This is a genomic window from Thermogemmatispora sp., assembly GCF_019683635.1.
Classification (GTDB): domain Bacteria; phylum Chloroflexota; class Ktedonobacteria; order Ktedonobacterales; family Ktedonobacteraceae; genus Thermogemmatispora.
Map to the genome: position 1 here is coordinate 24463 of NZ_JADGIA010000007.1, position 25791 is coordinate 50253.

Genomic DNA, 25791 nt, shown 5'->3' on the forward strand with positions numbered 1-25791 from the left:
GGAAGAGCAGGAGCAAGCAACGAGCCGGACTCAACCGGACAGGCGGGCCAGCTTATAGCCCACATCCGGCACCGTCAGAATATAGCGCGGATGGCGCGGGTCCGGCTCAATCTTGCGCCGCAAACGACTGATATAGACCCAGACAAAATCTATCTCACGGCTATACTCCGGCCCCCAGACCTTTTCGAGGAGCAGCTCGTGCGTCATCACCATGCCGGCATGCTGCGCCAACGTACTCAACAGGCGATACTCCGTGCGACTCAACTGCACCGGCTGCCCATTGACAAAGACTTGATGCTGCGCATAATCGATCACCAAATCTCCGGTACGGAAGACACGCTGGTGCCTCGCCTCCGCCGCACTCTCCCGACCACGCCGACGCAGGCGGCAACGCACTCGTGCCAGTAGCTCCCGCAGATGAAAAGGCTTGTAGACCAGATCATCCGCGCCAGCATCGAGCAGGCGAACCCCCTCCTCCTCATGACCAGCAGTACAGAGAGCAATCACCGGCGTCTCAGCAAACTCGCGCAGACGGCGCAACAGCTCCAAAGCCGTAATATCAGCTAGATCAGCCAACAAGATCAGGTCCGGCTCCTGCAGATCTAGTAAGCGGAAGAACTGGGCGCTATGGGTTGCCAGCTGTACCTGACAGCCCTGCTCCTCCAAATGGGCGCGCAGGTAGCGAGCGATGCGTGCATCCTGCTCAGCCAGCAAGACGGACGCCAGGCGCTCGCGGCGCAGGATTGGCCCTTGACTGTGAGTCGGAGCACTTGCGGAAGTCAAGACCGGCAGCGCCTCCGCTGTCGAGCCAGCAACCGGAAGCTCCTCTGTCGCCTGCAGGGGCAGCGTGAACGAGAACGTCGCCCCCTGGCCTGGGCCAGGCGAGTCGGCCCAGATCCGCCCACCATGCGCTTCAATGGTCGCCCGCGCCACCGCCAATCCGAGGCCACTGCCCTCCTCTTCACCCTCAGCCTCTTCGCGCGGCAAGCGATAGAAGCGCTGAAAGATATGCTCCAGATGCTCCCGCGGAATCCCCAGGCCCTGATCAGTAATACTCACGTGCAGCTCAGCGCCCTCGACCTCCACCTCCAGGCGAATTGTTCCCCCACCAGGCGAATAGCGAACTGCATTATCTAACAAATGATTAATTGCTTGCTCTATGCGCAATGGATCGCACGGCACTGGAGGCAAAGAAGGAGGCAGGCGCAGAATAAAGCGATGGCCAGGAGCCGAACGCTCGCGCTGCTCCACCAGGCGACGCAGCAACTCCTCAAACTGCACCTGCGCCAGGTGCAGTCTCTGCGTTCCACTATCAAGCCGCCACACATCCACAAGAGTATTGAGAATCTCATACAAGCGATCGGCCTGGGTATCGATCATCTCCAGCATTTCACGCTGCACAGCCGCATCCCAGCGGCGCGACGAGCCGAGCAAGGTTGTCGCACAGCCCTTAATAATTGCCAGGGGAGTTTTCAGCTCATGAGCTGCCAGGGCCAGAGCCTCCGAGCGGGCCTGAGCAGCCTCACGCTCCAGGGTAATATCTTCCAGAAGGAGGCCCCGCCCCAGTAAGCGACCTTCAGCGCCGTGGATAGGAAAACTGTGCACACGTAGCCAGCGGATCGCCGCATCCACCAGAGCCAGATCTGTCGAAGTCTCCTGCTCGGCGTGTTCCCAGAGGCGATCAAGGGCCTCCCGAGCGCGCTGGGGATCGGCAGCTCGCGCCAACAGACGCGCACGTACATCTACCGTTGACCCGCCAACCAGCTCATGGGCCTCACAGCCTAGCAACTCGCCCGCCCGCTTATTTGCGCAGGCCAACCGCTCGTGCTGGTTCAAAAGCAGTAAGCCACTGTGTAGATTCTCCGCCACTGCTGCCAGGATCGCCTGCGCGGTAGAGGGCATCAGCGCAGAGGTGGTCGATGCCCACGGGAGAGAAGCATCAGACGGAGTGCAGGCGAGGAACGTCATACACTCTGCAGAGCGACGGTCAACGCTGGCCATGTCCGCCCTATCTCTGGCGGCGCGCTCCATGAAACGAACACCTTTCCGCATTGCTGGCACGATCGATGAGTACTCATGAATATTCTAGCAAGGCGGTCAAGGTTCAAGACGGCCTGCCCACCTGAAGGACAGAGCACGAGCAGAGAAGACTAGTGCAGACTGGCCAGCCCCACAATCAACAGAAGATGCAAAAGCATGCCGATGATCAGCGTCCATGCAATAAACATAATGGCGCGATGATCATGGACAAAGCGACGAATATGAGGAGCTGACGAAGCAGAAGCCGGGCGACGCTCAGCGGCGACCAGACCCAGCGCAATGCGCAGACGCAGGGGTGAGCGCACCGGCGAGCGACTCATCTCGGCGAGCAGCGCACGATAGCAATCACGACACAACACCCAGGACTGGCGCGGCTCGGGCGCACCTTCGGGCTCCGTGACCGCAATAGCCTCCAGCGGAATCCGCTGGGTACAGACCGAGCAATTGCGGATAATGCGCTTTCGCGCCCGTGGTGACTGTGTACCCGCGTCGATGCTGTGCGAAGACAAGCTGCCGCTATGCTTAACCTCTCCCATGAGTGGCGCTTCCTTTCCAAAGCTCGCCGGTCCAATCAGCACGTCGCTAACGATCGGGAGACGATCGTGGGCTGGGAATCTTTCGCCCCACGTCTCTAATTGTATCACATCATCGGAAGGGTTACGCATCAAGCAAGCAAGGGCGTTCTCAGCGGGGTTTATAAGCTGTCAGAACGCCCTTGCCTATCAGCCTGATCAGTGCTGCCGCCGTCTCTCTCGCAACGGCGAGATCGATCAAGCCGCCTGCCCCTGACCAGTGCCAGTCGAGTCGGCCTGATTCTGGATGCTGATCTCCGTGAACCAGCCAGCAAGCCAGCCCAGGCCGCGAGAATCATCGTCGCAGCGTGCCTGCCGTTCTCCGCTCCACTAACCGCGCAACAGCGGGAGCAGGTAGACTATGCTAAAGACGAAGACCCAGACCGCATCAACGAAGTGCCAGTACATCTCGCCGGCCTGGAAAGCGAAATGTCGCTCCTTCGTAAAGTGGCCGTTCAAAGCACGCACAAAGACGATCAGCAAGAAGATCAGGCCAACGGTCACGTGCAGACCGTGGAAGCCAGTCAGCGTAAAGAAGGCCGATCCGAAGAGCTGGCTCTGCGGTGTGAAGCCCTCGCTGATGAGCGAGCTGTACTCATAGACCTGGCCTCCCAGAAAAATAGCACCCATCACTATTGTCGCCAACAAGCCCCAAATTAGGCGCCGCTGGCTGCCCTTCTCGATACCCTTGGCAGCGATATAGTGAATAGGTGCACTACTTCCCAGCAGAATGACCGTATTGATGAGCGGATACCAGATCTCGCTAGGCAGGCGCCAGCCATGGCCACCCTGGCGAATCTCCAGATAGAGATAGGCGGCTATCAGGTTAGCGAAAATCAGCGCCTCCGAGGCGATGAAAAACATCATGCCCCACCAGCCGACGCTGCGCCCACCTTCATCATGCACCTGCTCTAGGGCAGGTATCCCCTCGCGATAGGCAACACTCATACCCCGAAATTCTCCTGACTGTTCTCTCTCCAAGAAGCTAAACAGAGGTGATCTTGCTGCCTGGCAACCTTTCGGCATGATGCCAGCACGAGCACGATCGCCAGCGCCAGATACCAGCCAGCGGTAGATAGACAGCGCGTCCAGCGCATGCCTGCACAGGCGTAGCGCCAGAGCACATCAAGCAGCCGAAAGAAGAAGCCACGCTGTGTGGCGACTCTTTACCTAATAGCGTTCCAGGCCCCAACCGACGGCGGCCACCACGATCAGCAAAGCGCCGATCACCAGCACCGCCGGATGAGTTACCACACCCAAACAGACCAGCGCAATGGCCAGAGCCAGCACGAAGGGCCAGAGACTGGGATGAGGGCTGCGCGGAACCCTCGCGCGAGACGGACGACCCTGGGACTGATCACCGGTCTTTTCAGCAGTCTCCAGTTGCGGCTTCTCCTCCCCCACCTGCATCGTTTCACCGCTCTCACCCTGCAGCTGTTGCTGCACCCCGGCGCTCCCAGGATTGCCAGCTTCTCTCTTCTCCTCCTCCTGACCTTGCAGGCCCCCACCCTCAGCTGGAGGCCTATCCTTCTGCTCTTCCTCGTTAATCACAGTATGCCTCTCTCGTGCGCTCGCCGGGCCAGCTCATCCAGAGACAGGCAAGATAGCCCTCCCCAGAGGGGCGCGCCGGCTCCCGCCAACACGCCGGACCGCCAGAAGCACAGCCAGTCAGTCCGGGCGCCGGTCGGAACCCGGCGCAGCTCACAGGCGCTCACCGGCGCCCCGCCCTCAATGGACGGCCACTTTCCAGTCCGCCGTCTCCGGATTCTTCTTATCGTAGAACGGGCGGCGGCTGCGCACCACAGGGATCGTCTTAAAGTTGTATGGCTCCGGAGGAGAAGCCGTATCCCACTCCAGCGTGAAGGCATCCCAGGGATCGCTGCCCGCCGGCTGACCCTGGCGGAGGCTTGTCACGAAGTTGAACAAGAAGACCAGGATAGCCGCCGCGATAATAAAGGCGCCGACCGTCTCCAGGAGATTCAGCTCATTCCAGCCCAGATCGGGAGCGTAGGTATAGATACGGCGTGGCATCCCGAGCAGGCCCAGAATATGCATCGGGAAGAAGGTCACATTCACCCCGATCAGCATCAGCCAGAACTGGATCTGGCCCAGGCGCTCATTCAGCAGCTTGCCCGTCATCTTCGGGAACCAGTAGAAGATGGCCGCGAAGATAGCGAAGACCGCCCCGCCGAAGAGCACATAATGCAGGTGTGCGATCACAAAGTAGCTATCAGTCACCTGATAGTCGAACGGCACGATCGCCAGCGCCACCCCGTTAAGGCCGCCGATCAAGAACATCGCGACAAAGCCCAGGGCGAAAAGCATCGGCGTCTTGAACGAGAGCTTACCACCGTAGATCGTCGCCAACCAGTTGAAAATCTTGACCGCTGTCGGAATAGCGATCAGGGTCGTGCTCGTCGCGAAGAAAGCCTGAGCCACCACCGGCAGACCCACGGCGAACATATGGTGTGCCCAGACCGTAAAGCTCAGGAAACCGATGGCCACACCCGACCAGGCCACGAAGGTATAGCCAAAGATCGGCTTGCGCGAGAAGACCGGCAGTACCTCCGAGACGATGCCGAAAGCCGGCAGGATCAGAATATAGACCTCGGGGTGACCGAAGGACCAGAAGAGATGCTGCCACAGCAGTGGGTCACCATTGAAGGCCGCCTGATAGAAGTGCGTGCCCAGATGGCGATCCAGCAGCAGCAAGCCCGAGGCCGCCGTCAAGCTGGGCAGAGCAAAGAGCAGCAGGAAGGACGTTACCAGCGTCATCCAGACGAAGAGCGGCATGCGGTTAATCGTCATGCCTGGCGCGCGCAGCTTGAAGATCGTCACCACGAAGTTCAGCGCGCCCGCAATCGACGAGATACCCAGCAGCAGCACGCCCAAAGCCCAGAAATCCATGTTGATCGAGGGCGTCGCCGGGATACAGTTCACCCCCTGCACGCCGCACTCAGTCAAAGGTGCATAAGCGAACCAGCCGCTGTCTGGTGCCGCATGGAACACGAAGCTGGACTGGAGAAAGAGGCCGCCGAAGAGCACAATCCAGTAGCCAAAGGCATTCAGGCGCGGGAAGGCCATATCACGCGCCCCGATCATCAGCGGCACCACATAGTTACCGAGACCTGTGAACATCGGCATCACGAAGAGGAAGATCATCGTGGTGCCATGCATTGTAAAGATCTCGTTATAGGTCTGGGGATCGAGCACCTTGCCGTCCGGCAGCGCTAGCTGAGTACGGATCAGCAACGCCTCCAGCCCGCCGACCACGAAGAAAAAGAAGGCCGTGACCATGTACATGATCCCGATCTTCTTATGATCGGTCGTCGTCAGCCACTGGCCAATATATGTCTCGCTAAAGCGCTTCTGTCGGACCAGAGCAGGACGCTCAACAATGGTACTGGTTGCCATGGAAAATCCTCCGAATATCCAATCAGCCCCTTCAGGCAAACCGGGGAGGCCAGCCCTCTCCCTGACAGGCTCAGCGGTGGCAGGCAGAGCCATCGCCCGGCGATTGATCAGCTCGCTCCTGGCTGATAGCCTGACTGCCCCCCACGTGCTCGCCAGGCCGATGACCTATCGAAAAAGCCATTCTCTATATTATTGTTTTACTTCAGGCTTTCCAGATAGGCCACCAAGTCATTGATCTCGGACTGGGACAGCCCGAGGTTGGGCATATCATTCCCCGGCTTCACCGCCTGCGGATCATGCAACCACTTTGCCAGATTTTCAGGCGTATTCTTGAGCACGCCGCCGGCGATCAAATCACGGCTTCCAAAGTGTGTCAGATTGGGGCCGACCAGCGTTTGCGGCTGCGTATTGAAATCGTTGAGGTTGACCCCCACGATCCCGTGGCAAGCCGTGCACCCCTTCGACTTGAAGAGCGCCAGCCCGCGTGCATACTGCGGATTATTAGCCGCCGCCTGCTGCTGGCCACTCACCCAAGTTGCAAACTGGTCCGGCGGCAGCGCAATCACATTAAAGGCCATGTTGGCATGCTGCAAGCCGCAGTACTCGGCGCACTGGCCGTGGTAGGTTCCGGGCTTATCGACGCTAAACCACTTCTCGTTGTTGTGGCCAGGCACTACGTCAGTCTTGCCCGTCAGATTGGGCACCCAGAAGCTATGGATCACATTGTTCGAATAGAGCTTGACATGGATCACGGTCCCCGTCGGCACCACCAGATCATCGGCAGTGATGACCTTCTGGGTCGGATAGTCGAACTCCCACCACCACTGATGGCCGACAGCCGTGACCTCTAGCTGCTGCCCACCTGTAGGGATGGTATCGACCTGGAACATCGTGCGGATCGTGAAGACCAGCACCACGAAGAGGAAGATCGAGGGCGCCACGGTCCACACAATCTCCAGGGTCGTGTTCCCATGAATCTGGCGCGGCGTCGGCATCCCCGGACGCTCGCGGAAGCGAATAATCGACCAGATGAGAATCCCCTCGACAACCACGAAGACAAAGGTGGCCACACCCAGGATAAACCAGAAGAGATTGGCCTCATCCTGGGCGATCGGCCCCGCCGGGTTGAGGATCGAGGGGTTGCCGCCACAGGCGGCGAACAGGAGCGAGGATAAGAGCAACGTCAGGAGCAGCAGCCCCCAACGTGTTTTCCCTCGAAATAACGGTATCCTCACTGCTCGCACTCCTCAATTAGACACAGATTAGCGCTCTAGATAATTATAGGGCCGCCCGCGGGAGCCTTCAACCAGAGCGCGGGCCTCTCCGCTCGCCTGCCTTTCCTCCTCTTCGATCCAGCCTGACCAGCCAGGGGCTGGCCTTATCTCGCACTGCCGCAGCCGCAGGCCCGCTGGCCGGCGCACCAGCGACCCGACGGCTTACTCTTGCCCCTGCGCCTCGCGCGCAGCGGAAGTAAGGCGACAGAGCAGGCCCAGTCTGGCAGATCAGTCTAGCGTCCTTCCCTGACAGGAAACTTGCAGGACCGAAAGGGAACCTTACAGACACCTGAATGCAGCTCCCCGCAGAACAGACCTCGCCTCGTCAGCTTTCAGTCGCTGTCAAGACGGTTGCTCGCCAGGACGCTCGCGCTTGGCAGAAGATGACAGGCTGACATCCGTTCCCCGGCCCTCGTTCTCGCTCACACCCTCGCTTCGGCGGCCAGTACCACCCTCACCACTGCTCTGCTCAAGCGCTCGTAGCCGCTCCTCTTCCTCTTCTCGCTGCCAGGCCAAACGCTCCCGCTCCTCCTGACGCCGTTCCTGCTCCAGCATCCAGCGAATAAAGAGGACGCTCATCAGCACAATCACCAGGATATTGGCCGGCACCCACATAATCAGCCCGCCAAGCTGCTGATCCGTGGCCGCTGAGATCCCCCAGATACGCGGCGCCGCCAGGTAGGGAGCATAAAGCGGTGGCACAAAGGTCAATCCAGCCCCAAGTAAGACCATCGGCATTCCACTGAGGAAGAGATAGAGCACCTGGCCCGGCAAAGGCAGCGGTCCCAGCTCGCCCTCCAGTGGACTCAAGACCGGCCACCAGAACAGAAAACTGAAGGCAATAAAGGTTATATGCTCTATAACATGGATACCTTCATTCTCAAGAGTAGCGTCGTAGAGCGGCGGCGCGTGCCAGAGAAAGATATCTGCGTTGAAGAGAAAGAAAGCGACAACGGGTAAGGTCAGCACCCTGGCCAGTCTGAACAGCAGGCGATTGCGCAGTAGTGGAGTGAGGAGCCAGCCAGGCGTGCCCCACAACATCATCGGCGGAGCTACCAAGGTGATGAGCAGGTGCTGCACCATATGGGCGCTGAAGAGATAGTCATCCCCCAGCTCATCAAGTGGCGAGACCAGGGCCAGAAAGATGATCAGTACTCCCAGCAGGAAGACGATCACCCGGCTGCGCTGAACTGGCGGCCCCAGATCGTATTGTCTGCGCAGCGGCCCAATGGCGTAGAGATAGAGGACAGTAATCGCCACGCAGCCGACCACTACAGAAGGAATGAAATGCCAGGCTCTCAGCCAGAAGTCCATTGCCCCGCTCCATTGCGCAATGAGTGCAGCCTTGAAGGGACCCAGAGCAGCGCCTCTGCTTTCTTTACTCCGCCGCTCTGCCCTCCATCTGACAATTCCGAACAGCGCTTGGCTCGCCTGCCGCCAAACTGCTCTTAGATACTATAGCAAGGGAAAGCGGTGGCGACAACAGCGTTCAGGTAACTGTAAGGTACGCCTCTCTGCCTGTAAGGACAGTATCAGGTTCAGGTTTGACAATACTGACAGTGTTCTTAGCTGACTGGACAGAGCGGGCTATTATTTACCTGTAGAGACTCTTGATGGGGAGCCTGTAGCTGTTATGAAGATTATACGCCGTATCGCATGGGTCGCGGTTGGTTTCACATATTTTCTGGTGGCACTGGGGGGAACGGTGCGTGTCAACGACGCCGGCCTGAGCTGCCCCGACTGGCCACTCTGCTATGGCCGGCCCTTTGTCTTTCCTAATATCCGCACCTTGCTTGAGGAGTCACACCGCTATACGGCTTCGATCGTCAGCATCTTGATCGTGGTCCTGGCCATCTGCGCCCTGCTCTGGGCACGGAAGGAGCGGCAGGTACTGATCCCTGCCTTGATCGCTCCCGTGCTGCTGGTAGTGCAGATTGTGCTGGGAGGGCTGACGGTCCTTTGGAAGCTGCCCCCCGAGATTATTACTGCCCACCTGGCGACGGCCCTGGCTATCTTCGCGACAGTGATTACGATCGCGGTGATGGCTGGCCAGCCCTCTCCCAGCCAGGAGCACCCGGCACAGACCCGTCGTTTCTTGCGCCTGGCACTGACAACGGCTTTGCTGGTCTACGGGTTGATGCTGAGCGGTTCCTACGTGGTCGGCAGCGGGGCGACTTTTGCCTGCACGAGCTGGCCCCTGTGTGGCCAAACGCTTCCCGGCATGGCGCGCCTGGGAGATATTAATACGCTTCACCGGCTGATCGCGACCATTGTAGGGCTGGTGGTGGCCTGGACCCTTTATACAGCCTGGCGTCGGCGCCACGTCGCACCCGGCCAGGCTCGCGTGGCTGTAGCTGCCGCCTTGCTCTTTGTCCTGCAGTCCCTGATCGGCGGCACCATTCCCCTGCTCGGCAGTGGCTCGCTGCATTTCGGGAGCATTTCCAATCAGGATGCGGCAACCTTTATGCGCGGTCTGCACCTGGCAGTGGCAAGCGCCGTCTGGGGCCTGTTGGTTCTCCTGGCCGTTCTGGCCGCTCGCCAGTTGCGCGCTGCTCCCCAGGGCGCTGAGCTGGAGCAACTGGAGGCCGCTGAGGCCGCTGCGCGCGAGAGCGTCAGCCCCCTGCGCCAGACGATCTCGGGCTACATCGATCTGATGAAACCCCATGTGACGGTGCTGCTGCTGGGAACAACCGCGGCGGCGATGGCCATCGCCTACCAGGGCCTGCCCCCACTGGGCTTGACAGTGGCGACTTTGCTGGGCGGCGCTCTGGCAGCGGGCAGCGCCAATGCCATTAACTGCTACTACGATCGCGATATCGATAGCATCATGTCCCGCACGTCACGGCGCTCTCTTCCCGCCGGGCGCGTGCAGCCACGCCAGGCCCTTATCTTCGGTCTCGCGCTGGGCGTAGCCTCTTTCTTAATCCTGGCCCTCTTTGTGAACCTGCTAAGCGCGGTGTTGGCCTGCGGCGCCATTCTCTTCTACGTGGGCGTCTATACCATGTGGCTGAAACGCACCACGGCCCAGAATATCGTCATTGGGGGAGCCGCCGGCGCTGTTCCTGTCCTTGTCGGCTGGGCGGCGGTTACTGGTACGATCTCGCTGCCAGCGATCTGGCTCTTCGCCATCATTTTCTACTGGACACCGCCCCACTTCTGGGCCCTCTCGCTCTTGATCGAGAAAGACTACGAGAAGGCCCATGTGCCTATGCTCCCGGTTCTCTTCGGCGAGCAGGAGACGCGCAAGCAGATTTTCCTCTACTCGCTGCTGTTGCTGGCAGTGACGCTGGTGCTCTTCGCCATGCGGGCGATGAGCTACCTCTACCTGGCGGCAGCGCTGGTACTGGGGGGCATCCTGGTTTACATGGCTCTGCGCCTCCTTTGGGAGAGACACTCACGGCGCTGGGCCCGCACGTTGTTCTGGTATTCTAATTGCTATCTGGCGATGATCTTCGCCGCAATGGTGTTGGATCGCGTCATTTTCCATTAGGAGCTGAGTCGTGAGGTGGCTGAACTGGCGTCTGGCTTCGCGCCTTTCGGTATTGACAATGGCCTTGCTGGTGGTTCTCGTGGTGGCTGTGCTGAACCTGCGGGCCGGCCAGGGAGGGAGCGCCAACGGCCAGCCTGCAGCTCAGCCCACCGCTAGCAGCTCTGGGCTGCAGGGGACGCTGCTCGATGGTCGACCTGCCCCCGGTTTCCAGCTCACAGATCAGTTCGGTCGTTCTGTCTCGCTGGCAGAGTTCAAGGGGAAACCGGTGGTGATCACCTTCCTCTATACTCATTGTCCAACGGTCTGCCCCTTGACCGCCGATAAGCTGCATACAGTCATGCAGCAGCTCGGCAGCGATGCCCAGCGCGTGGCGGTCCTGGCTGTGAGCGTCGACCCGGTAGGCGATACCCAGTCCGCCGCTCTGGCCTTTTCGAATACTCACAAGATGACCGCCTACTGGCACTTCTTGATCGGCTCGCGCTCGGCTCTCTCGCCTATCTGGAGCGCCTATAGTATCGATGCCGAGGCGGCTACCGCCAATAGTAGCAGCGGTTCGGTATCCCATACCGCCGTGCTCTATGTGCTGGATAAACAGGGACGCGAGCGCGTCCTCCTGAGCGATGACTTCGACCCATCTCAGCTAACAAGCGACTTGAAAATACTGCTTAAGGAGTAGTGCCAGCGCAGCCTGGCTCGCTCTTCGGGCAGGAAGTCGAGGCACGCACGAGCAGGCAGCAGAACGGGACAAGCACGAGCGAGGACGGAAAAGGTGTAGAGCTACTGGCGGTAGCACACAGGCCAGACGGGCGAGGCGCTGCGTTCAATAGAAGAGCGACGGGGAGGATGGCGCCCCTATCTGAAAGCCTGGAGCTGCGGGGCCTGGCTTGCAAGAATGTTCCTCTCCTGCTATCCTTAGAAAAGGAGAGGACTCTTGCAATCTGTCCGTGCTCGTACGCTATTTATTCTGCAGTAGAAAGATTTCGCGGAGATGCGATAAGTATGGAAACTCACCTGCAAGGCATCAATCTCGCGACAGGTGACCTGACCGCTACGCTCCTCCCGGCCTATGAGGAGGAGCAGGAGGGGGCAGGAGAGCATCACCTGCCTATTCCTAGCTACTGGCCGCTGATCGCCAGCGTGTCAATCTTGGTGACCTTCATCGGCCTGCTGATCATCGATCAGACGCCGGTGCTGGCTTTACTCGGTGCGCTGGGCACGCTCATCGGGATCGTCGGCTGGGGACTGGAAGACCCGCAGGCTCATGCTCATGCCGAGGCCTACCCCGGTTTCGGTGTCGGCACCGCCGAGGGCGAGGTCAGTCCGCTAGCCGAGGCGGTGCGCGAGCAGGCGCAGGAGATTGTCGATCGCCTGGTGGTGCGCGGAGATCTGGCCTGGAGCGCCCACCCGGTCAACGTGGAGGTAGAGCAGGAGGGTGTGGTCCTGGCCCTCTACGGTAAGGTGGAGCTGGAGGCTCAGAAGCAGGCCATCGAGGAAGAGATTCGTAAGCTGCCCCATGTGATCGATGTGCGCAACTTCATTATCGCTGAGGATGCCATCCTCAACGAGGCCAACCGCCGCATTGCTAAGCTACAAGAGGCGGGCAAGCTGGAGGGCGCCACAGACCTGCGGGTGCTTATTGAAAACTACGTCCTCCACCTCTACGGCGAGGTGCCTACGCGCCAGATGAAGTATCTGCTGGAGGATGAGCTGATCCAGATTCCTGGCGTGCGCGTAGTGGTGAACCACATCGGCCTGAATGAGGATATCCCCGGCGAGCTGGGCCGCACAAAGGGGAAAGTCGGCAAGGGCTAGTCTCCTTTCGCTCATCCGGCCAGCGGGACGAGCGAGAACAGACTAGGAAGGGGTTTCTGTTCTCGCTCGACACGAGCCCTGTTTTCACCATGTCAACGATTATACCTGGTTGGCTAGACTGCCAGTCGCTTTGCAGATTCTTTTTGCACTGAGGCGACGCAAGCAAGGCGAGCAGAAGGAACCGCTTCTGCCCGCCTCCTTTCTTTGTTTCCTGGGAGGAAGAGAGGCAGCGGCCTGTCAAAGCTCCCCCTGCGCACCTGGCTGGCTCACAACATCTTGTTCTGCCGGATGCAAAAGTACCTGCGAGTGCGAACGCGAAGATAGAGATCGGACTTTCGCCTGTTGGGACCGGGCATCCGCTCAACTCAACATTCTGTAACCACTCGCCCGAGCGAAACGTATCCTTTAGAGGGATGGTAATAGCCCCAGACAGGTCCATTTCTGCTGCCCCGCGGCTACAGCCGAGGGGAAGAGACGGAGGCCGCCGCAGGCTTATGTCTAGATCGCTTGGGATTATAACGTCGTACCTTAACAGGGAGATAATAGTCTGCCCATAGAGATGCTGCCACAGAGGACGCCACTCTGCGGGAAGGAAACCAGTCTCTGAGCATGACTGTCCATCACAAGCCGCCGCTGAGTAGGAGGCCAGAGAGCAATGGCGGATTCGTCCACCCAAACTGTACTGTTGATCGAGGCAGAAGCCTCCTTACGGCGCCTGATCACCCTGGGCTTGCAACAACAAGGGATCTCGGTCATCGCGACCGATCCCCAGCACTGGCCCTCTCTCTCACCTGATTGCCGGCCAGGACTCCTGGTCATAGACATCGATACAGGTCGCAGGCAAGATGCTTCCCTCCTGCAGATCCTGCGCGCTCAACCGCAGTTTGCCGGAGTAGCAGCCATCGTCTTGTCTTGGGATTGGGAAACGCCTTGCCTTCCGCAAGATGAAACTACATTTTACGTACGTAAACCTTTCGATGCCCGTTTTCTATATGCATTAATCGAAGAGCAGCTCTCGGCCAAGCCGCTGGTCGCGGAGGCCGCGACCCATCAGGCTAGCTTCTGCCCGCTGGCAACGGCTGCCGGTCTGCTTCTGGTCATTGTCGGCCTGATGGGGCAACTGGTCATTGCGGGAATAGGTCTGGCGATTGCGCTGGCTGCTCTCCTATGGTGGACCCTGGGCCAGCAGCCGCGCTCCTACCTCTCCGCCCCCTGGCTACAACCTTCGCACCCATGCCACGTATAGACTAGTGTCAAGGCTAGATGATACAGTAATGAGAGCTTCCTGAACCCTTTTTAAATGACGTAGGTAGAGGCGGTCTGTGCCTTTTACCTCTCCCATAAATATGAGTTATGCTATAGCAAACAAACAGTGAAATACAGGCAGAAAAGCCCGCCTGCATGAGGTATTCGACCATGCCATTAAGACTGCTTGCCGCGGATAAAACCGATGTTGGTCGGCAACGAGAACAGAACGAAGACTGCGCCTATCGGCGGATCAGCCCAGAGGGGGATGTAGCCCTTTTCATCGTCGCCGATGGAATGGGTGGCTACCGTGCAGGGGAAGTTGCCAGCCGCTTGGCGGTAGAAACGATCAGCCAGGCCCTCGACAGCTTTTTCCAGCCGCTTAGTGAGCAACCAACCATTCAGCTCACTCCCCCCATAGAGGAGCAGCCGACCGTGAAACTGGCTCCTCCAGTCGAGGAGGAACCCACGGTGAGAAGCAGCCCCGAAGCCGTCCCCCATCATTCACCCGCCCCGGAGCAACAAGCGCGACTGACGATCAGACTACCTGAGACGCCGTTGTTGCGCTCCGTCGAAGAGCGGCTTGTGAACGCCATCAGGCAGGCCAACAGCGCCATCATCCACCACGGCGAGCAGCGAAGAGAGGCCCGGGGACTGGGCTGCACCGTCACCGCGGCCCTGGTTTACCAGGGCATGGCCTACATCGCCAATGTTGGCGACAGCAGAACCTACCTGCTGCGTCATGGCCAGCTCAAGCCACTGACACGCGACCATTCGCTGGTAGCCAAGCTGGTCGAAGCTCACCAGATTTCGCCTGAAGAGATTTACACTCATCCTCAGCGCAATCTCATCTACCGTTCGCTGGGGGCGGGCCGGCGGCAGGTCGAGGTAGACATCTTTCAGGAGCGCTTGCAGCCTGGTGATATGTTGCTTCTCTGTAGTGACGGGCTTTGGGAAATGGTCCGCGATGACGAAATCTGCAAAACCTTAAGCGAACAAAAGTCCCTTCAGGACATCTGCGATCAGCTGATCGCTCTGGCCAACGCACACGGGGGCGAAGATAATATCACAGCCCTTGTCGTGCGCGTCGAGGCGGCCTGAAGGCGGTTGAGGAAGAAAGCGCTATGGCTCTCCCGATCGGCACAATTCTCGATGGTAAATTCCGCGTTGTTGAAGTGCTCGGCGAAGGTGGAATGGGTACCGTCTACAAGGTCGAGCAGGTTGACCGCCCCGGCTTTTATCGCGCTGTCAAGGAGCTGCTTATCAACCCGGGAATGCCAGAAGAGGAGCGCAAGGCCGCTATCGAGCGCTTCAATAAAGAGATTGATTTGATGTTCAATCTCAAGCATCCTAATATCCCCTCGTTGATTGTTAGCTTCCAGGAACGGGGCAATTACTACTTTGTCATGGAATTTGTGCCCGGTAAAAGCCTCGATAAGATCCTGGAAGAGAACAAAGGGCCGCTCGATGAGGAACAGGTCATTCGCTGGATGATGAAGGTCTGTGAGGCCCTCAGCTACATCCACTCGCGTAACCCACCGATCATTCTGCGCGACCTCAAGCCCGGCAATATCATGATCACGCCGGAGGGCGATGTCCAGCTGATCGACTTTGGGATAGCGCGCCGCTTCAACCCGAACAAGCGCACCAACACAGAGAACCTGGGCACCATATCCTATGCCTCACCCGAGCATCTTGGCTCAATTACTGCTCCGGGCCAGAAGCGCTCACCTCAGAACCCCGGTCGTTTGGTTCAAACCGACGCCCGCTCGGACATCTATTCGCTTGGGGCCACCATGTATCACCTGCTGACCAACCAGGAGCCGGAGCCGATGCAGACGCCGGCTCCTGGCAGCATCCGCGCCAAGAATCCGAAGTTGCGCACGATCCAGGTGGAAGGGCGCATCATCTGCCCGATCGAGCAGGTGATTATCAAAGCCATGCAGCAGGACCCGGCCCATCGCTTTCAGAGCGCCGAGGCCATGCGAGTAGCCTTGCAGCAGTGTCTGCCTGGTCAGGCGGCGCCCGCCACCATTCAGATTCCGGCGATCTCGCCCAACGCCACCATCGTGGTGCCGGCCATAGGCGGACAGGCTTCAGCGCCGGCGGCGCCGCTGCCCCAGGCGCCCCAGGGCCCAGGGCCAATTTGTCCCCGCTGCGGCCTGCAGAACCGTCCGGGGGCCAAATTTTGTAAGCGTGATGGTCAACCCCTGTTCCAGGGAGCGGCAGCGGTCCCCCCGAATGTACGCATGCAGGCACAAGCCTACGCCTCACTGCCAGCAGGCGTTGTGCGCCAGCCGATCCGCGCCCGTCCCGTCTCCGTCGGCGCCCCGGTCAGCAACGACCCACTGGCCTTCTATCGGCGCGGTTTGCAAGATCTCAACAACCGGCACTACGTCGAGGCGATTGAGGAATTCAAGCAAGCGCTGTCCCTGGGTCGCCCTACCTACGACGTACTCTACAGCCTGGCCCGAGCGTATCGCCAGTACGCCCAGTCCCTGCGCGATAAAGATGAGAAGCTTTTTCATGAAAATATGACACATGCTGCTGAGTACTTCGCCCAAGCGGTCAATAACCGGCAGAACGCTCTGGATGCCTACTTCCAGCTCGGCCTCTGCTATCTCGACCTGGGCCTTTATCCCAAGGCCGAGGCCGCTTTCAAAGAGGCACAGCGCATTGCCCCTCAGGACGCGGCCATCTATTATCAGCTCGGGCAGGTGGCCATGAAACAGGGCTACCATCGCGAAGCCGAGGGCTACTTGCTCGAAGGTCTCAAGATTAATCCCGATCATGCCCTCATTTTGCTCGCCCTGGGCCGCCTTTACAGCGAAACACGCCAGTACAACTCGGCGATCCGCGTCCTCCAGGAGGCCACGCGCTGCGACCCCTCCCACGTGGATGGCTGGTATGAGCTGGGTCGCGCTCACATGCGCGCCAACCAGTGGAATCAGGCCCTCAGCGCCCTTGAACAGGCGCGGCAACGCGATCCCGAGCGGGCCGAGATCTATAGCGCAATGGCCACGTGCTATCTGAAAATGCGTAAAAAGGTGGAAGCCAGACAAATGCTCCGCGAAGCTCTACAGCGCGATCCCAACAGCGCCGAGGCGCTGCGCCTACAAAAGCAGCTGTAATGAGCCTGACCTGGAGCATCAACAATACCTGAATGAATGAAAGAATCGTCGCCAGCCACTCCTGAGCCGAACACCAGGAGAAGAGAGGATCGAATCCGTCTCAGAGAGCGAGGAGAGCAGGTATGATCTGTCCAGTTTGCAGCACGCCCAACCGCGACGATGCGAAATTCTGCAAAAGCTGTGGGCGCTCACTTCCGCGGGAAGCCCCCGCCGGCGAAAGTTCCGCCGCTTCCGAGCAGTCAACCGGGCAATCCCAGGGAGTGGAGCGCGTCGCCGCCAGCCAGGAACCGGAAGACCCAAGCCTGGCACCGACACTGATCCTTACCCCCGAGCGCATGATGGCCTACCATAGCCAGCGCTGGCAGCGTGAGCTAGAGGAGGCCGAACGGCAGCAACAGCAAGCGAATAGCAGACCGGAACAGGAGACCAGGGACGTCGCCGACTTACCAACCATTCTGCTTGCGCCGGGAATGGGCGAGAGGATGGCCGAGACTCCGGGCGGCGCCGTTGTCAGTGAGCAGTCCCCTGCATCAGCAGCTGCGACCGGCGAGAGAAGTGGCCAGGCAGAGCCAGGCTCAGCGGCAGCTAGCAGCAGTCCGCCAAGCAGCGGCGAGCTGATGGGGGCCTCAGCAGCTCAGCCTGTCGAGAGCGAGCAGCCGGCTTCTGCTGCGGTCAGCGGCGCTGCTGAGGGCCCGGCAGAGCCAGCCGCCGAAGGAGCAACAGAAGAACAATCACAAGAAGGGACAACAACCGCGGTGGAAGAGCAACCATCAGCAGATCAACCTGCTCAGCCAGAGGCTGCCGAGCAGACCTCCGCAGCCAGTGCGGAATTGGAGTCACAGAGCCAGCAAGCAGAGAATCTCGGCGGCGAAGCTGTGGCAGGAGCGAGCAGCGGGCCACTAGAGAGCGGCACCCTCCTTGGTGGGCGCTACCTGATCAACCAGCTCGTACAAGAAGAGGAACACGAGCGCATCTATCAGGTCACCGACCAACAGGGCTACCAGCGCTGCTGGAACTGTGGTAGCCAGGAAAATGCCGAAGGTGACGAGTTTTGCATCAACTGCGGCGCCGAATTGCTGGGTATGCCCTACCTTCTGCACGAATTCAGCGGCGAGCGGACCAGTCCAGAGACCCAGGTCACCGGCGGTCATATCATCAACACTTTCATCGAAGGAGGGCGCACCTACGCCGTTGAGCAGCCGCAGGCCGAGCGCGATCCCTTCCCCGAGGGCGTGCATCTGATGGCGGCGGCTCTCTCCGACGCGGGCATCCTGCGCCGCGATCAGCCGAACGAGGACAGCACCCTGGTTCTCCTTCTAGAGCGCTCGCACGAATCCATCTCCCAACCAATGGGTATCTTCATCGTCGCCGACGGCATGGGAGGACACGCCAGCGGTCAGCTTGCCAGCCGCGTCGCCGTCAATACTATTGCCGAGCGCATTGTCCGCGACCTGCTGGCGGCCCCACTGAGCGCCGAAAGGGAGAGCCAGCAACCGCCGGCCCCCGCGGAGGAAGACCAACTTGTGCGCTTGCTTCAGGAAGCCGTCGAGGAGGCCAACAGCCGCCTCTGCCAGATCAACCAGCAGAACAAGACCGATATGGGTTGCACCCTGACCGGTTTTATGATTGTGGGGCGCCACTCGTATATCGTTAATGTGGGCGACAGTCGTACCTACATGGTCCGTGGCGGGCAACTCTACCAGCGGACAACCGATCACTCGCTCGTGGGGCAGCTTGTGGCCGGCGGTTTGCTCCAACCTGACGAAGTGTACACCCATCCGCAGCGTAGCCAGATCTTCCGCAGCCTGGGCGATCGCCCCAACGTGCAGATCGACCTCTTCAAGCAAGAGTTGTACCCGGGAGACATCCTGCTGAGTTGCTCAGACGGGCTTTGGGAGATGGTACGCGACCCACAGATCGAGAGCATTCTCAACGCAGCCCCAGATCCACAGACAGCCTGTGCCCAGTTGATAGAGGCAGCCAATGCAAATGGGGGAGAAGACAACATCAGCGCTGTTGTGGTCTTTGTACGTTGAACACTATGGTATACTGAAGGCTGCCACCAATGAAAGGAGCTGATAGACTATGCCTGGTGAGGTAGTGCTGGCGTATCAGCTGGGGAAGGACTATATGCCGGTCACCGGTGGGAGCCAGCTCGCCTATGTCCTGCTGGAGGCCAAGCCCACCGAGATGATGGCCCAGGTCCGTCTGCCCCTGAATTTTGCCCTGGTTCTGGATCACTCCGGCTCCATGAAAGGAGCCAAGCTGCATAACGTTAAAGAGGCGGTCAAGATGGTCATCGACCACCTGGAGCCGACTGATTACGTCTCCGTCATCGTCTTCGACGACACGGCCCAGGTGATTATCCCCTCCATGCCAGCTCAGGACAAGGTAGGCATGAAGGCGGCCATCGACCGCATTCGCGACGGAGGCGGTACCACCATGTCGCTGGGCATGATCCAGGGCCTCAACGAACTGCGACGCTACAGCTTTCCTAATACCGTCAATCGCATGATTCTGCTGACGGATGGGGTCACCTACGGCGATTCAGATCGCTGTCGCCAGCTTGCCCGCGAAGCAGCAGCTGCGGGAATCGCCATCTATCCGCTGGGCATTGGACAGGACTGGGATGAGAATCTGCTAGACGACATTGGCCAGCTCAGTGGGGGCATGCCGGCGGAATTCATCAGGAATCCCGCCGACGCCATGAGCATCTTCCAGCAGCAGGTTCAAAGCGCCGTCGCAGTAGCCGTGCGCAACGCCGTCCTCACCCTGCGCCTGCCAACAGGCGTCACCCCGAAAAAGGCCGTCAAAGTCTTACCCATCATCAGCGATCTCGGGCAGTCTGTCCTCTCAGACCGTCAGGTGGTGATTCCCCTGGGCGACCTGGAGAAGGAGACACCCCAGGCCGTGCTGGTCGAACTACTCATCGATCCACGCCCGGCGGGCCTCTTCCGCATCGCTCAGGCCGAGTTGTCCTACGATGTGCCCATTGCCAACCTGGTGGGCGAGCGCATTCGTGAAGATATTAAAGTCACATTCACTACTGATCCTAACCAGGCGGCTCAGGTGAACGCACGAGTCATGAATTTCGCTGAGAAGGCCAACGCCCAGCGCCTCGTGACGCGCATCCTTGATGAGTATAAGCGCACAGGCAAGGTAACAACCCGCCTGGCACCCAATGTGACGCGCATCCTTGATGAAGAGACACAAGCGGCGCTTGAGCAGATCAGTAAGGGACAGCAGATCTCTCAAGAGCAAGTCAAATCGATTGGTAACAAGACGAGGAAGCTGACGCAACGCCTAGACGACATCCTGCCCTGACAGTACGCAACAGAGCAGAAAGAGCAGAACAGCACGAGAGGATTCACTGAAGGTGTCGGTCGCCTGCGCCACCGACGCGCGCAGAGGCGAGAAGGCGTGCTTCAGGGGTAACACAGGATTAGAGGAGGAGAGTAGAATTATGCCAGTTTATTGTTCGCTGGGTCATGAGAACCCGGATGGTTCGGCGTTTTGCGACGAATGCGGTGAGCCGTTGAGTGCGGCAGCACCAGCGGCGCCGGCGGCTCCTGTCCCGGCAGCGCCCGTTGCTCCCAGTGGAGCCGCACAGCCAGGCATGCAAACCTGCCCCTCATGCGGCGCGCAGAATCCCCAAGGCGAGGCTTTCTGTTCAAATTGCGGCGTGAGCTTGCTGGGAGCACCAGCGGCAGTGAGCGCACCAGGCGTGGCGCCAGCCACTCCCGTGGCCTCCCCAGGGCCAGCAACACCTGCCCCCGCCCCTGCTCCCGTGGCGGCAGGTTCCGCCCTGCACGCCCGACTGATCGTTGAGGCGGATAACCAGGAGTTCGACATTAGTGGGAAGGACAACATTCTGATTGGCCGTGAAGATGCGGTCAGCAACATCTTTCCCGACATCGACCTCACTCCCCACGGCGGCGAGGAGGGCGGTGTCTCGCGCATGCACGCACGTATCTTCATCCAGAATGGCCAGTACATGATCGAGGATGAGAACAGCACCAATTACACCTTCCTGAACCGGCAGCGCCTGGCCCCCAAGACGCCAACGCCGCTGCACGATAACGACGAGATCAAGCTGGGCCGCGTGCTGTTGCGCTTTAAAACCTCGTAAACCAGAGGGGGAGAGAAGAGCCCAAGCGGGGAGGCAGCTGCTGCCAGCAGAGCGCAGCCAGCTATGCCTCCCCCCGTCATTGACAGCCAGGATCGCTACCCGCTATAATCTACAAGACATCCTTTAGTGGAGGAGAACGAGGGGTTTATGAAACGCACCTGGCAACCGAAGCGTATCCCCCGCAAGAGGGAACACGGCTTTTTGAAACGCATGGCGACGCGCGCCGGTCGGCGAGTACTCAAGGCCCGCCGCCTGAAGGGTCGCTGGCGCTTGACAGTCTAGCGCCCCCCGCAGGCGGGCCGTACTCGGCCCGACGGCGTCGACTCGCCGCCTGCGGTAGCTCCCTTCCTGGGGTGTCTCTCAAGGCGCTCTCTCTCACCTGTTGGTGAAGATGATAGATCAGAAGTTATCAAGACGGTGGCATTAAGACGCGAACTGCGCCTGCGCAGAAGCCGCGATTTTCAGCGGATCAGGCAGCAGGGAAAGAGTGTTGCCTCCAGGTTGTTGGTCCTCGCCTGGGCACCGACGGAGAGCGATCAGGTTCGTGTCGGCTTTGTAGTAAGCCGGCGCATCTTCAAGCTGGCCACGCAGCGCAACCGTCTCAAACGCTTGCTCAGCGAGGCCATTCGGCCTTGTCTGCCGCGGCTGCGCGGCGCGGACCTTGTGCTGATTCCCAGGCGCGAAGCGCTTGAGGCTGATCTACAGACGTTGAAGGCCGAGCTGCAGGTTTTGTTACGCCGAGCGCGATTGCTGCAGGCCAATGAGGCGTCTGGGCGGCAGCGCCCGGCAGGGAGTGTCCATAAAGGTCGATAGCCGTGAAGTACGTTGCAATGTTTCTGATTCGTGTCTACCAGCGCACCTTTTCCGTCATTCTACCCCCCTCGTGTCGCTTCGTTCCTTCATGCTCACAGTACGGGTACGAGGCAATCCAGCGCTTCGGGCTGATTCGTGGGGGCTGGCTGACGGTGAAACGCCTGGCACGCTGTCACCCGTTCTATCATGGAGATCTCTATGACCCAGTTCCTGAGCGCCTGGGCCAGTAGGCAAGATCGAGGAAGGCAGGAGAAATCCCGTGGGGATCAGTGATTTTATCAATGTCGTCTTTACGCAGCCCATCTTCAACGTTTTGATGCTGCTGTACCACCTCTTTGGCGATTTCGGCCTGTCGATCATCGTCTTGACGCTCATCATCCGCCTGATTCTCTTCCCGCTGACGCTGCAGCAGCTGAGGTCAGCCAAGGCAATGCAGGAGCTGCAGCCAGAGATCAGCCGCATCCGCGAGCGTTTCCGCGACGATCCACGCGCCCAGCTAGAGGCCACGCAGGAGCTATACAAACGCTACAATATTAATCCGTACTCGGGCTGCCTGCCATTGCTCCTGCAGTTTCCGGTGCTCTACGGGCTGTACTTTGCCTTCCGGGCGGTCATCGATGATGCTTCGTTGAAGGGAAATCAGGGGTTGGAACGGCTCAATGGCTTTATCTATCCCTTCTTGCCGAAGTTTGGCCATTTCCCCAACGTCAACCTCGATTGGTTCACCTTCATCAACCCATCCTGGCACCTGTCGCTGGCTCTACCCGACCCAACCCACATTCTGCCGATCCTGGCCGCTCTGGCAACCTTTGTCCAACTCTATCTGACTCAGTCCCGCAACAATCGCTCTCTCTCTGCAACGGCTTCCTCCGGCACCAACACCCCTGATGCTCTGGCCGCCCAGCAGCAGACGATGAAGATCATGACCTGGGTGATGCCCCTGTTCACTCTCTTCTTCGCCTGGAGTTTCCCCGCCGGCCTGGCTCTCTACTGGGCTGTCGGCTCCATTATCATGGCGGCTCAGTATTACCTGGTCACAGGCCCAGCCAGCCCGTTCTCTCCCTCTCGCAAAGAGGAGGAGAAGCAGCGTGAGCAACTGACCCAGACCCGTGTTCTTGAGGAGACAATTGAGTCACAGGAGGCGCGACCAGCTTTCTCGGATGAACGCGCCTGGCGCAATGGTACGAGCGCATCACGCCGCCACCTGCGCAGCGCTTCGGCCCGTCGACGCGGCGTTGTGCGAAGGAGGAATGCTACTCCCAGCTAGGAGGAGCCAGCATCGATCAGGTTGCCTTGTGCCGGGCTGGGGCGGATTGGATGGATTCATTGGGCTGCGTTGGCCTACCCTAGCAATTTACTAGCAGAGCCGATGAGCAGAGCAGGCCTTGTCAGCCAGGAGAGGCTGGCTGCTGCAATACGATAACGGCCCAGATCCGGTTCGGTTCGGTTGGTCTGCCCTACCCAGGTTGAACCACTGCCCCGGCTGGCAACCAACTGACCGATTTTCTCGCGCTCTCGCTCTCGCTTCTCATTCTGCCCGGCATTGTGTGATACCTTCAAGGGAGGCAAGTAAGCAGTGGAAAGCATTGAGGCCAGTGGTAAAAGCGTTGAAGAAGCTGTCCAGCAGGCTCTGCTCCGTTTGGGCAGGCGCCGAGATGAGGTCGAGGTGACAGTCCTTCAAGAACCTTCACGGGGCGCCTTTGGACTTGGCAGCCGCGAGGCACGGGTCCGGGTGACGGTTCGTCCCAGCCGCGGCGCAGTGATCACCCCTGAGATGGCCGATGCCATTCTAAGCCAGGTCGAAGCGGGGGAAGAGGAGGAGGAGGATTTCTTCACAAGCGCCTCTCATGGAGCCTACGACAGTCAGGAAGAGTTTGTAGATTTCTCAGAGGATGAGAACGAGGATGAGGAGGAGCCTCTGCCCTTCTCCCAGGAAGTGCAGCCGACGGCTCGCCCTCAGCATCTGCCTGGTGGGGAGCAGCTCACCTCTACGCCACCCCCTCCCGTTAGCTCAACCTCCGCTGGTGTAGCTTCCGCCTCGGCCCCCGTTGCTCCTTCTCCCGCCGAGTCCTCTACTGGCTCACCCGCCACTCAGGAGCCAGTGCAGCCTACACGCGAGGACATCGAGCTGACTGTCGATGTGCTCCAGCAGATCTTGCGCTACATGAATATCCGCGCCTCGGTCCAGGTACGCTCGACCGATCCGCTTACTCTCAATATCCAGGGCATTCATGAAAATCTGGGCCTGCTGATTGGCCGCCGCGGCGAAACGCTCTCTGCCCTCCAGCTGCTGGTGAACCTCATCGTCAGTCACCGCACGAAACGTCGCATGCGCATTATCGTCGATGCGGAGAACTATCGCCAGCGCCGCGAGGAAAATCTGCGCTCGCTGGCTCTGCGAGTGGCACAGCAAGTGCGCAATTACCGCCGTTCGATCGCCCTGGAGGCCATGCCTCCCCACGAGCGGCGCATCGTGCACCTGGCTCTGGCCGACAGCCAGGATATCAGTACGGAGAGCATTGGTGAGGGAGATGCACGCCGCGTAGTGATCTCTCTGAAGCGCCCCGGACGCTCCTAAGCCAAGCCCGTTATCGATTGGCCAGCCTGGCTGGCTGGTCCGGTTCTCCCTCTCATCAGAAGGGATTGTCGGCTCGCCAATATGCCGCTTGCCTGCCTTCGTCTTCATGAGGGACAGCGGCCAGGAGAAGTATGGCTTGCCTCAGGTGCAGGCGGGCAGATACAGGTGATCAAACTGCGCTGTGCAGCGCTGCGCGCGCCAGAGGGGAGGTGTTCTTTTTATGCCTGCGACCGTCCTTCAGCCTGCTCGCGCTGAGCCACCTGCTTTCCTGTGCATTGGTCATATTACTCGCGATGTGCTTCCTGATGGCTCGTTCGCCCTCGGCGGTACAGTGACCTTCGCCACGTTGACCGTTGAGCGCCTCGGCCTGCCCGCAGCGCTTGTGACCTGCGCCTCCGCAGACATCTGCCAGCAGCTGCCTTCGCTGCTGCCCGGTATCGGTCTGGCCGCTCGTATGGCCGCTACGACGACAACCTTTGAGAATCGCTATCAGGATGGTTTCCGCATCCAGTATTTGCGCGCGCGCAGCGAGCCGCTGGAGACCGAGGATGTTCCTCTCCCCTGGCGTGCAGCCCCGATCGTGCTCCTGGCCCCCCTGGCCCAAGAGCTGACCCCTGAGATGCTTGCTCTTTTCCCGCGCGGCGAGGGGCGCCTCCTGGCCGCCACTCCCCAGGGCTGGCTGCGGCGCTGGGATAGCGATGGTAGGATCTGGCCTACGCCCTGGGAGGCTGCCGAGCAGGTCCTGCCTCATCTGGATGCTCTTATCTTGAGCCATGACGACCTGCTGCCATTTGCCAACGGCAGCCGGGCAGAGGCCGAGGCGATTCTACGCCGTTGGAGCCAACTGGTACCTTTGCTGGTGGCAACGGCAGGCCGCGAGGGGGCCACGCTCTTCCGCCAGGGCCTGGCTCAACATTTTCCAGCCTATCCCGCGCGCGAGGTTGACCCAACCGGGGCCGGCGATGTTTTCGCAGCTGCATTTCTGGTGCAGCTGGCCCGCTCCGGCGATCCTGCTGCCGCAGTCGATTTTGCCAATTGCGTGGCGTCCTTCTCGGTGGAAGCCGTAGGCACGCGCGGTATCCCCTCCCCTGACCAGGTGGAGAAACGCCTGGCCGAGCGCCGAGGCTCAGATGCCGGCTAACTAATCCTCTCCCCCTCCCCAGTCGCCAACAGGTTCCTTTCGAGAAAGCCTGAGACAGGTCAGCAGGCAAACAGACAGGGCACCGGCGCTATACGCCAGCACCTCGCGCGTGGTAGAATGGAGAAACCGCTCATCACTCGGGAGGATATCGC

At 59.8% G+C, this 25791-nt stretch carries 22 protein-coding genes; 15 read left to right on the forward strand and 7 right to left on the reverse strand.

Features of this window, described 5'->3' with window-relative positions; translation table 11 throughout:
* Window positions 1-30 precede the first annotated feature (30 nt).
* The 7 genes from IRZ31_RS01830 to IRZ31_RS01860 all read right to left on the reverse strand — a co-directional run bounded on the left by IRZ31_RS01830 (window position 31) and on the right by IRZ31_RS01860 (window position 8614).
* On the reverse strand, window positions 31-1869 hold the full coding sequence (locus IRZ31_RS01830) for an ATP-binding protein (RefSeq protein WP_297148922.1): 1839 nt from the start codon (window positions 1867-1869) through the stop codon (window positions 31-33).
* A gap of 281 nt (window positions 1870-2150) precedes the next feature.
* Window positions 2151-2576, reverse strand: coding sequence for a hypothetical protein (locus IRZ31_RS01835; protein ID WP_297148924.1), 426 nt, complete (start codon window positions 2574-2576; stop codon window positions 2151-2153).
* 366 nt (window positions 2577-2942) lie between these two features.
* The gene (locus IRZ31_RS01840) at window positions 2943-3560 is read right to left on the reverse strand and encodes a cytochrome c oxidase subunit 3 (protein WP_297148926.1); all 618 of its coding nucleotides are present in this window, start codon (window positions 3558-3560) and stop codon (window positions 2943-2945) included.
* Between the two features lie 222 nt (window positions 3561-3782).
* Window positions 3783-4163, reverse strand: coding sequence for a cytochrome c oxidase subunit 4 (locus IRZ31_RS01845; protein WP_297148928.1), 381 nt, complete (start codon window positions 4161-4163; stop codon window positions 3783-3785).
* Between the two features lie 177 nt (window positions 4164-4340).
* Window positions 4341-6026 (reverse strand): cytochrome c oxidase subunit I, encoded by a 1686-nt coding sequence (gene ctaD / locus IRZ31_RS01850; RefSeq protein ID WP_297148930.1) that lies wholly within the window; start codon window positions 6024-6026, stop codon window positions 4341-4343.
* A 197-nt stretch (window positions 6027-6223) separates the two neighbouring features.
* Entirely contained in the window at window positions 6224-7261 is a 1038-nt protein-coding gene (coxB, locus tag IRZ31_RS01855) for a cytochrome c oxidase subunit II (RefSeq protein ID WP_297148931.1), read from the reverse strand.
* Between the two features lie 381 nt (window positions 7262-7642).
* A complete protein-coding gene (locus tag IRZ31_RS01860; RefSeq protein WP_297148933.1) occupies window positions 7643-8614 on the reverse strand; it encodes a cytochrome c oxidase assembly protein in 972 nt (323 codons plus the stop codon).
* A gap of 319 nt (window positions 8615-8933) precedes the next feature.
* Between IRZ31_RS01860 and IRZ31_RS01865 the strand changes: the two genes are divergently transcribed.
* The 15 genes from IRZ31_RS01865 (at window position 8934) to IRZ31_RS01935 (ending at window position 25639) form a co-directional block, all read left to right on the forward strand.
* On the forward strand, window positions 8934-10790 hold the full coding sequence (locus IRZ31_RS01865; RefSeq protein WP_297148937.1) for a heme o synthase: 1857 nt from the start codon (window positions 8934-8936) through the stop codon (window positions 10788-10790).
* Window positions 10791-10800: 10 nt separating this feature from the next.
* Entirely contained in the window at window positions 10801-11466 is a 666-nt protein-coding gene (locus tag IRZ31_RS01870) for an SCO family protein (RefSeq protein ID WP_297148938.1), read from the forward strand.
* 323 nt (window positions 11467-11789) lie between these two features.
* Window positions 11790-12602 carry a BON domain-containing protein gene (locus IRZ31_RS01875; RefSeq protein ID WP_297148941.1) on the forward strand — a complete coding sequence of 271 codons (813 nt, stop codon included), beginning with the start codon at window positions 11790-11792 and terminating at the stop codon, window positions 12600-12602.
* Window positions 12603-13257: 655 nt separating this feature from the next.
* The gene (locus IRZ31_RS01880) at window positions 13258-13848 is read left to right on the forward strand and encodes a hypothetical protein (RefSeq protein ID WP_297148943.1); all 591 of its coding nucleotides are present in this window, start codon (window positions 13258-13260) and stop codon (window positions 13846-13848) included.
* A 170-nt stretch (window positions 13849-14018) separates the two neighbouring features.
* Window positions 14019-14948, forward strand: coding sequence for a PP2C family serine/threonine-protein phosphatase (locus IRZ31_RS01885; RefSeq protein WP_297148945.1), 930 nt, complete (start codon window positions 14019-14021; stop codon window positions 14946-14948).
* A gap of 23 nt (window positions 14949-14971) precedes the next feature.
* Window positions 14972-16978, forward strand: a complete 2007-nt coding sequence (locus tag IRZ31_RS01890) for a serine/threonine-protein kinase (protein ID WP_297148947.1) — start codon at window positions 14972-14974, stop codon at window positions 16976-16978.
* A gap of 122 nt (window positions 16979-17100) precedes the next feature.
* A complete protein-coding gene (locus IRZ31_RS01895; protein WP_297148950.1) occupies window positions 17101-19014 on the forward strand; it encodes a protein phosphatase 2C domain-containing protein in 1914 nt (637 codons plus the stop codon).
* 49 nt (window positions 19015-19063) lie between these two features.
* Window positions 19064-20302, forward strand: a complete 1239-nt coding sequence (locus IRZ31_RS01900; RefSeq protein ID WP_112430635.1) for a VWA domain-containing protein — start codon at window positions 19064-19066, stop codon at window positions 20300-20302.
* Between the two features lie 139 nt (window positions 20303-20441).
* Window positions 20442-21107: an FHA domain-containing protein gene (locus IRZ31_RS01905; protein ID WP_297148954.1), complete on the forward strand. Its 666-nt coding sequence runs from the start codon at window positions 20442-20444 to the stop codon at window positions 21105-21107.
* Between the two features lie 147 nt (window positions 21108-21254).
* Window positions 21255-21389 (forward strand): 50S ribosomal protein L34, encoded by a 135-nt coding sequence (gene rpmH, locus IRZ31_RS01910; protein ID WP_069805928.1) that lies wholly within the window; start codon window positions 21255-21257, stop codon window positions 21387-21389.
* 135 nt (window positions 21390-21524) lie between these two features.
* Window positions 21525-21920 carry a ribonuclease P protein component gene (gene rnpA, locus IRZ31_RS01915; RefSeq protein WP_297148959.1) on the forward strand — a complete coding sequence of 132 codons (396 nt, stop codon included), beginning with the start codon at window positions 21525-21527 and terminating at the stop codon, window positions 21918-21920.
* A 2-nt stretch (window positions 21921-21922) separates the two neighbouring features.
* Complete coding sequence (gene yidD, locus IRZ31_RS01920; protein WP_112430629.1) at window positions 21923-22150, forward strand: membrane protein insertion efficiency factor YidD; 228 nt, start codon at window positions 21923-21925, stop codon at window positions 22148-22150.
* A gap of 29 nt (window positions 22151-22179) precedes the next feature.
* On the forward strand, window positions 22180-23187 hold the full coding sequence (locus IRZ31_RS01925; protein ID WP_297148966.1) for a YidC/Oxa1 family membrane protein insertase: 1008 nt from the start codon (window positions 22180-22182) through the stop codon (window positions 23185-23187).
* A gap of 309 nt (window positions 23188-23496) precedes the next feature.
* On the forward strand, window positions 23497-24498 hold the full coding sequence (jag, locus tag IRZ31_RS01930; protein ID WP_297148968.1) for an RNA-binding cell elongation regulator Jag/EloR: 1002 nt from the start codon (window positions 23497-23499) through the stop codon (window positions 24496-24498).
* 220 nt (window positions 24499-24718) lie between these two features.
* Window positions 24719-25639 (forward strand): PfkB family carbohydrate kinase, encoded by a 921-nt coding sequence (locus IRZ31_RS01935; RefSeq protein ID WP_297148970.1) that lies wholly within the window; start codon window positions 24719-24721, stop codon window positions 25637-25639.
* Window positions 25640-25791 lie beyond the last annotated feature (152 nt).

Excerpts from the sequence above, each read along its gene's own strand:
- IRZ31_RS01835 (WP_297148924.1), bottom strand. The coding sequence starts at position 2,576 with ATGGGAGAGGTTAAGCATAGCGGCAGCTTGTCTTCGCACAGCATCGAC.
- IRZ31_RS01840 (WP_297148926.1), bottom strand. The coding sequence starts at position 3,560 with ATGAGTGTTGCCTATCGCGAGGGGATACCTGCCCTAGAGCAGGTGCAT.
- ctaD (WP_297148930.1), bottom strand. The coding sequence starts at position 6,026 with ATGGCAACCAGTACCATTGTTGAGCGTCCTGCTCTGGTCCGACAGAAG.
- IRZ31_RS01860 (WP_297148933.1), bottom strand. The coding sequence starts at position 8,614 with ATGGACTTCTGGCTGAGAGCCTGGCATTTCATTCCTTCTGTAGTGGTC.
- IRZ31_RS01865 (WP_297148937.1), top strand. The coding sequence starts at position 8,934 with ATGAAGATTATACGCCGTATCGCATGGGTCGCGGTTGGTTTCACATAT.
- IRZ31_RS01875 (WP_297148941.1), top strand. The coding sequence starts at position 11,790 with ATGGAAACTCACCTGCAAGGCATCAATCTCGCGACAGGTGACCTGACC.
- IRZ31_RS01880 (WP_297148943.1), top strand. The coding sequence starts at position 13,258 with ATGGCGGATTCGTCCACCCAAACTGTACTGTTGATCGAGGCAGAAGCC.
- IRZ31_RS01885 (WP_297148945.1), top strand. The coding sequence starts at position 14,019 with ATGCCATTAAGACTGCTTGCCGCGGATAAAACCGATGTTGGTCGGCAA.
- IRZ31_RS01890 (WP_297148947.1), top strand. The coding sequence starts at position 14,972 with ATGGCTCTCCCGATCGGCACAATTCTCGATGGTAAATTCCGCGTTGTT.
- IRZ31_RS01895 (WP_297148950.1), top strand. The coding sequence starts at position 17,101 with ATGATCTGTCCAGTTTGCAGCACGCCCAACCGCGACGATGCGAAATTC.
- IRZ31_RS01900 (WP_112430635.1), top strand. The coding sequence starts at position 19,064 with ATGCCTGGTGAGGTAGTGCTGGCGTATCAGCTGGGGAAGGACTATATG.
- IRZ31_RS01905 (WP_297148954.1), top strand. The coding sequence starts at position 20,442 with ATGCCAGTTTATTGTTCGCTGGGTCATGAGAACCCGGATGGTTCGGCG.
- rpmH (WP_069805928.1), top strand. The coding sequence starts at position 21,255 with ATGAAACGCACCTGGCAACCGAAGCGTATCCCCCGCAAGAGGGAACAC.
- IRZ31_RS01935 (WP_297148970.1), top strand. The coding sequence starts at position 24,719 with ATGCCTGCGACCGTCCTTCAGCCTGCTCGCGCTGAGCCACCTGCTTTC.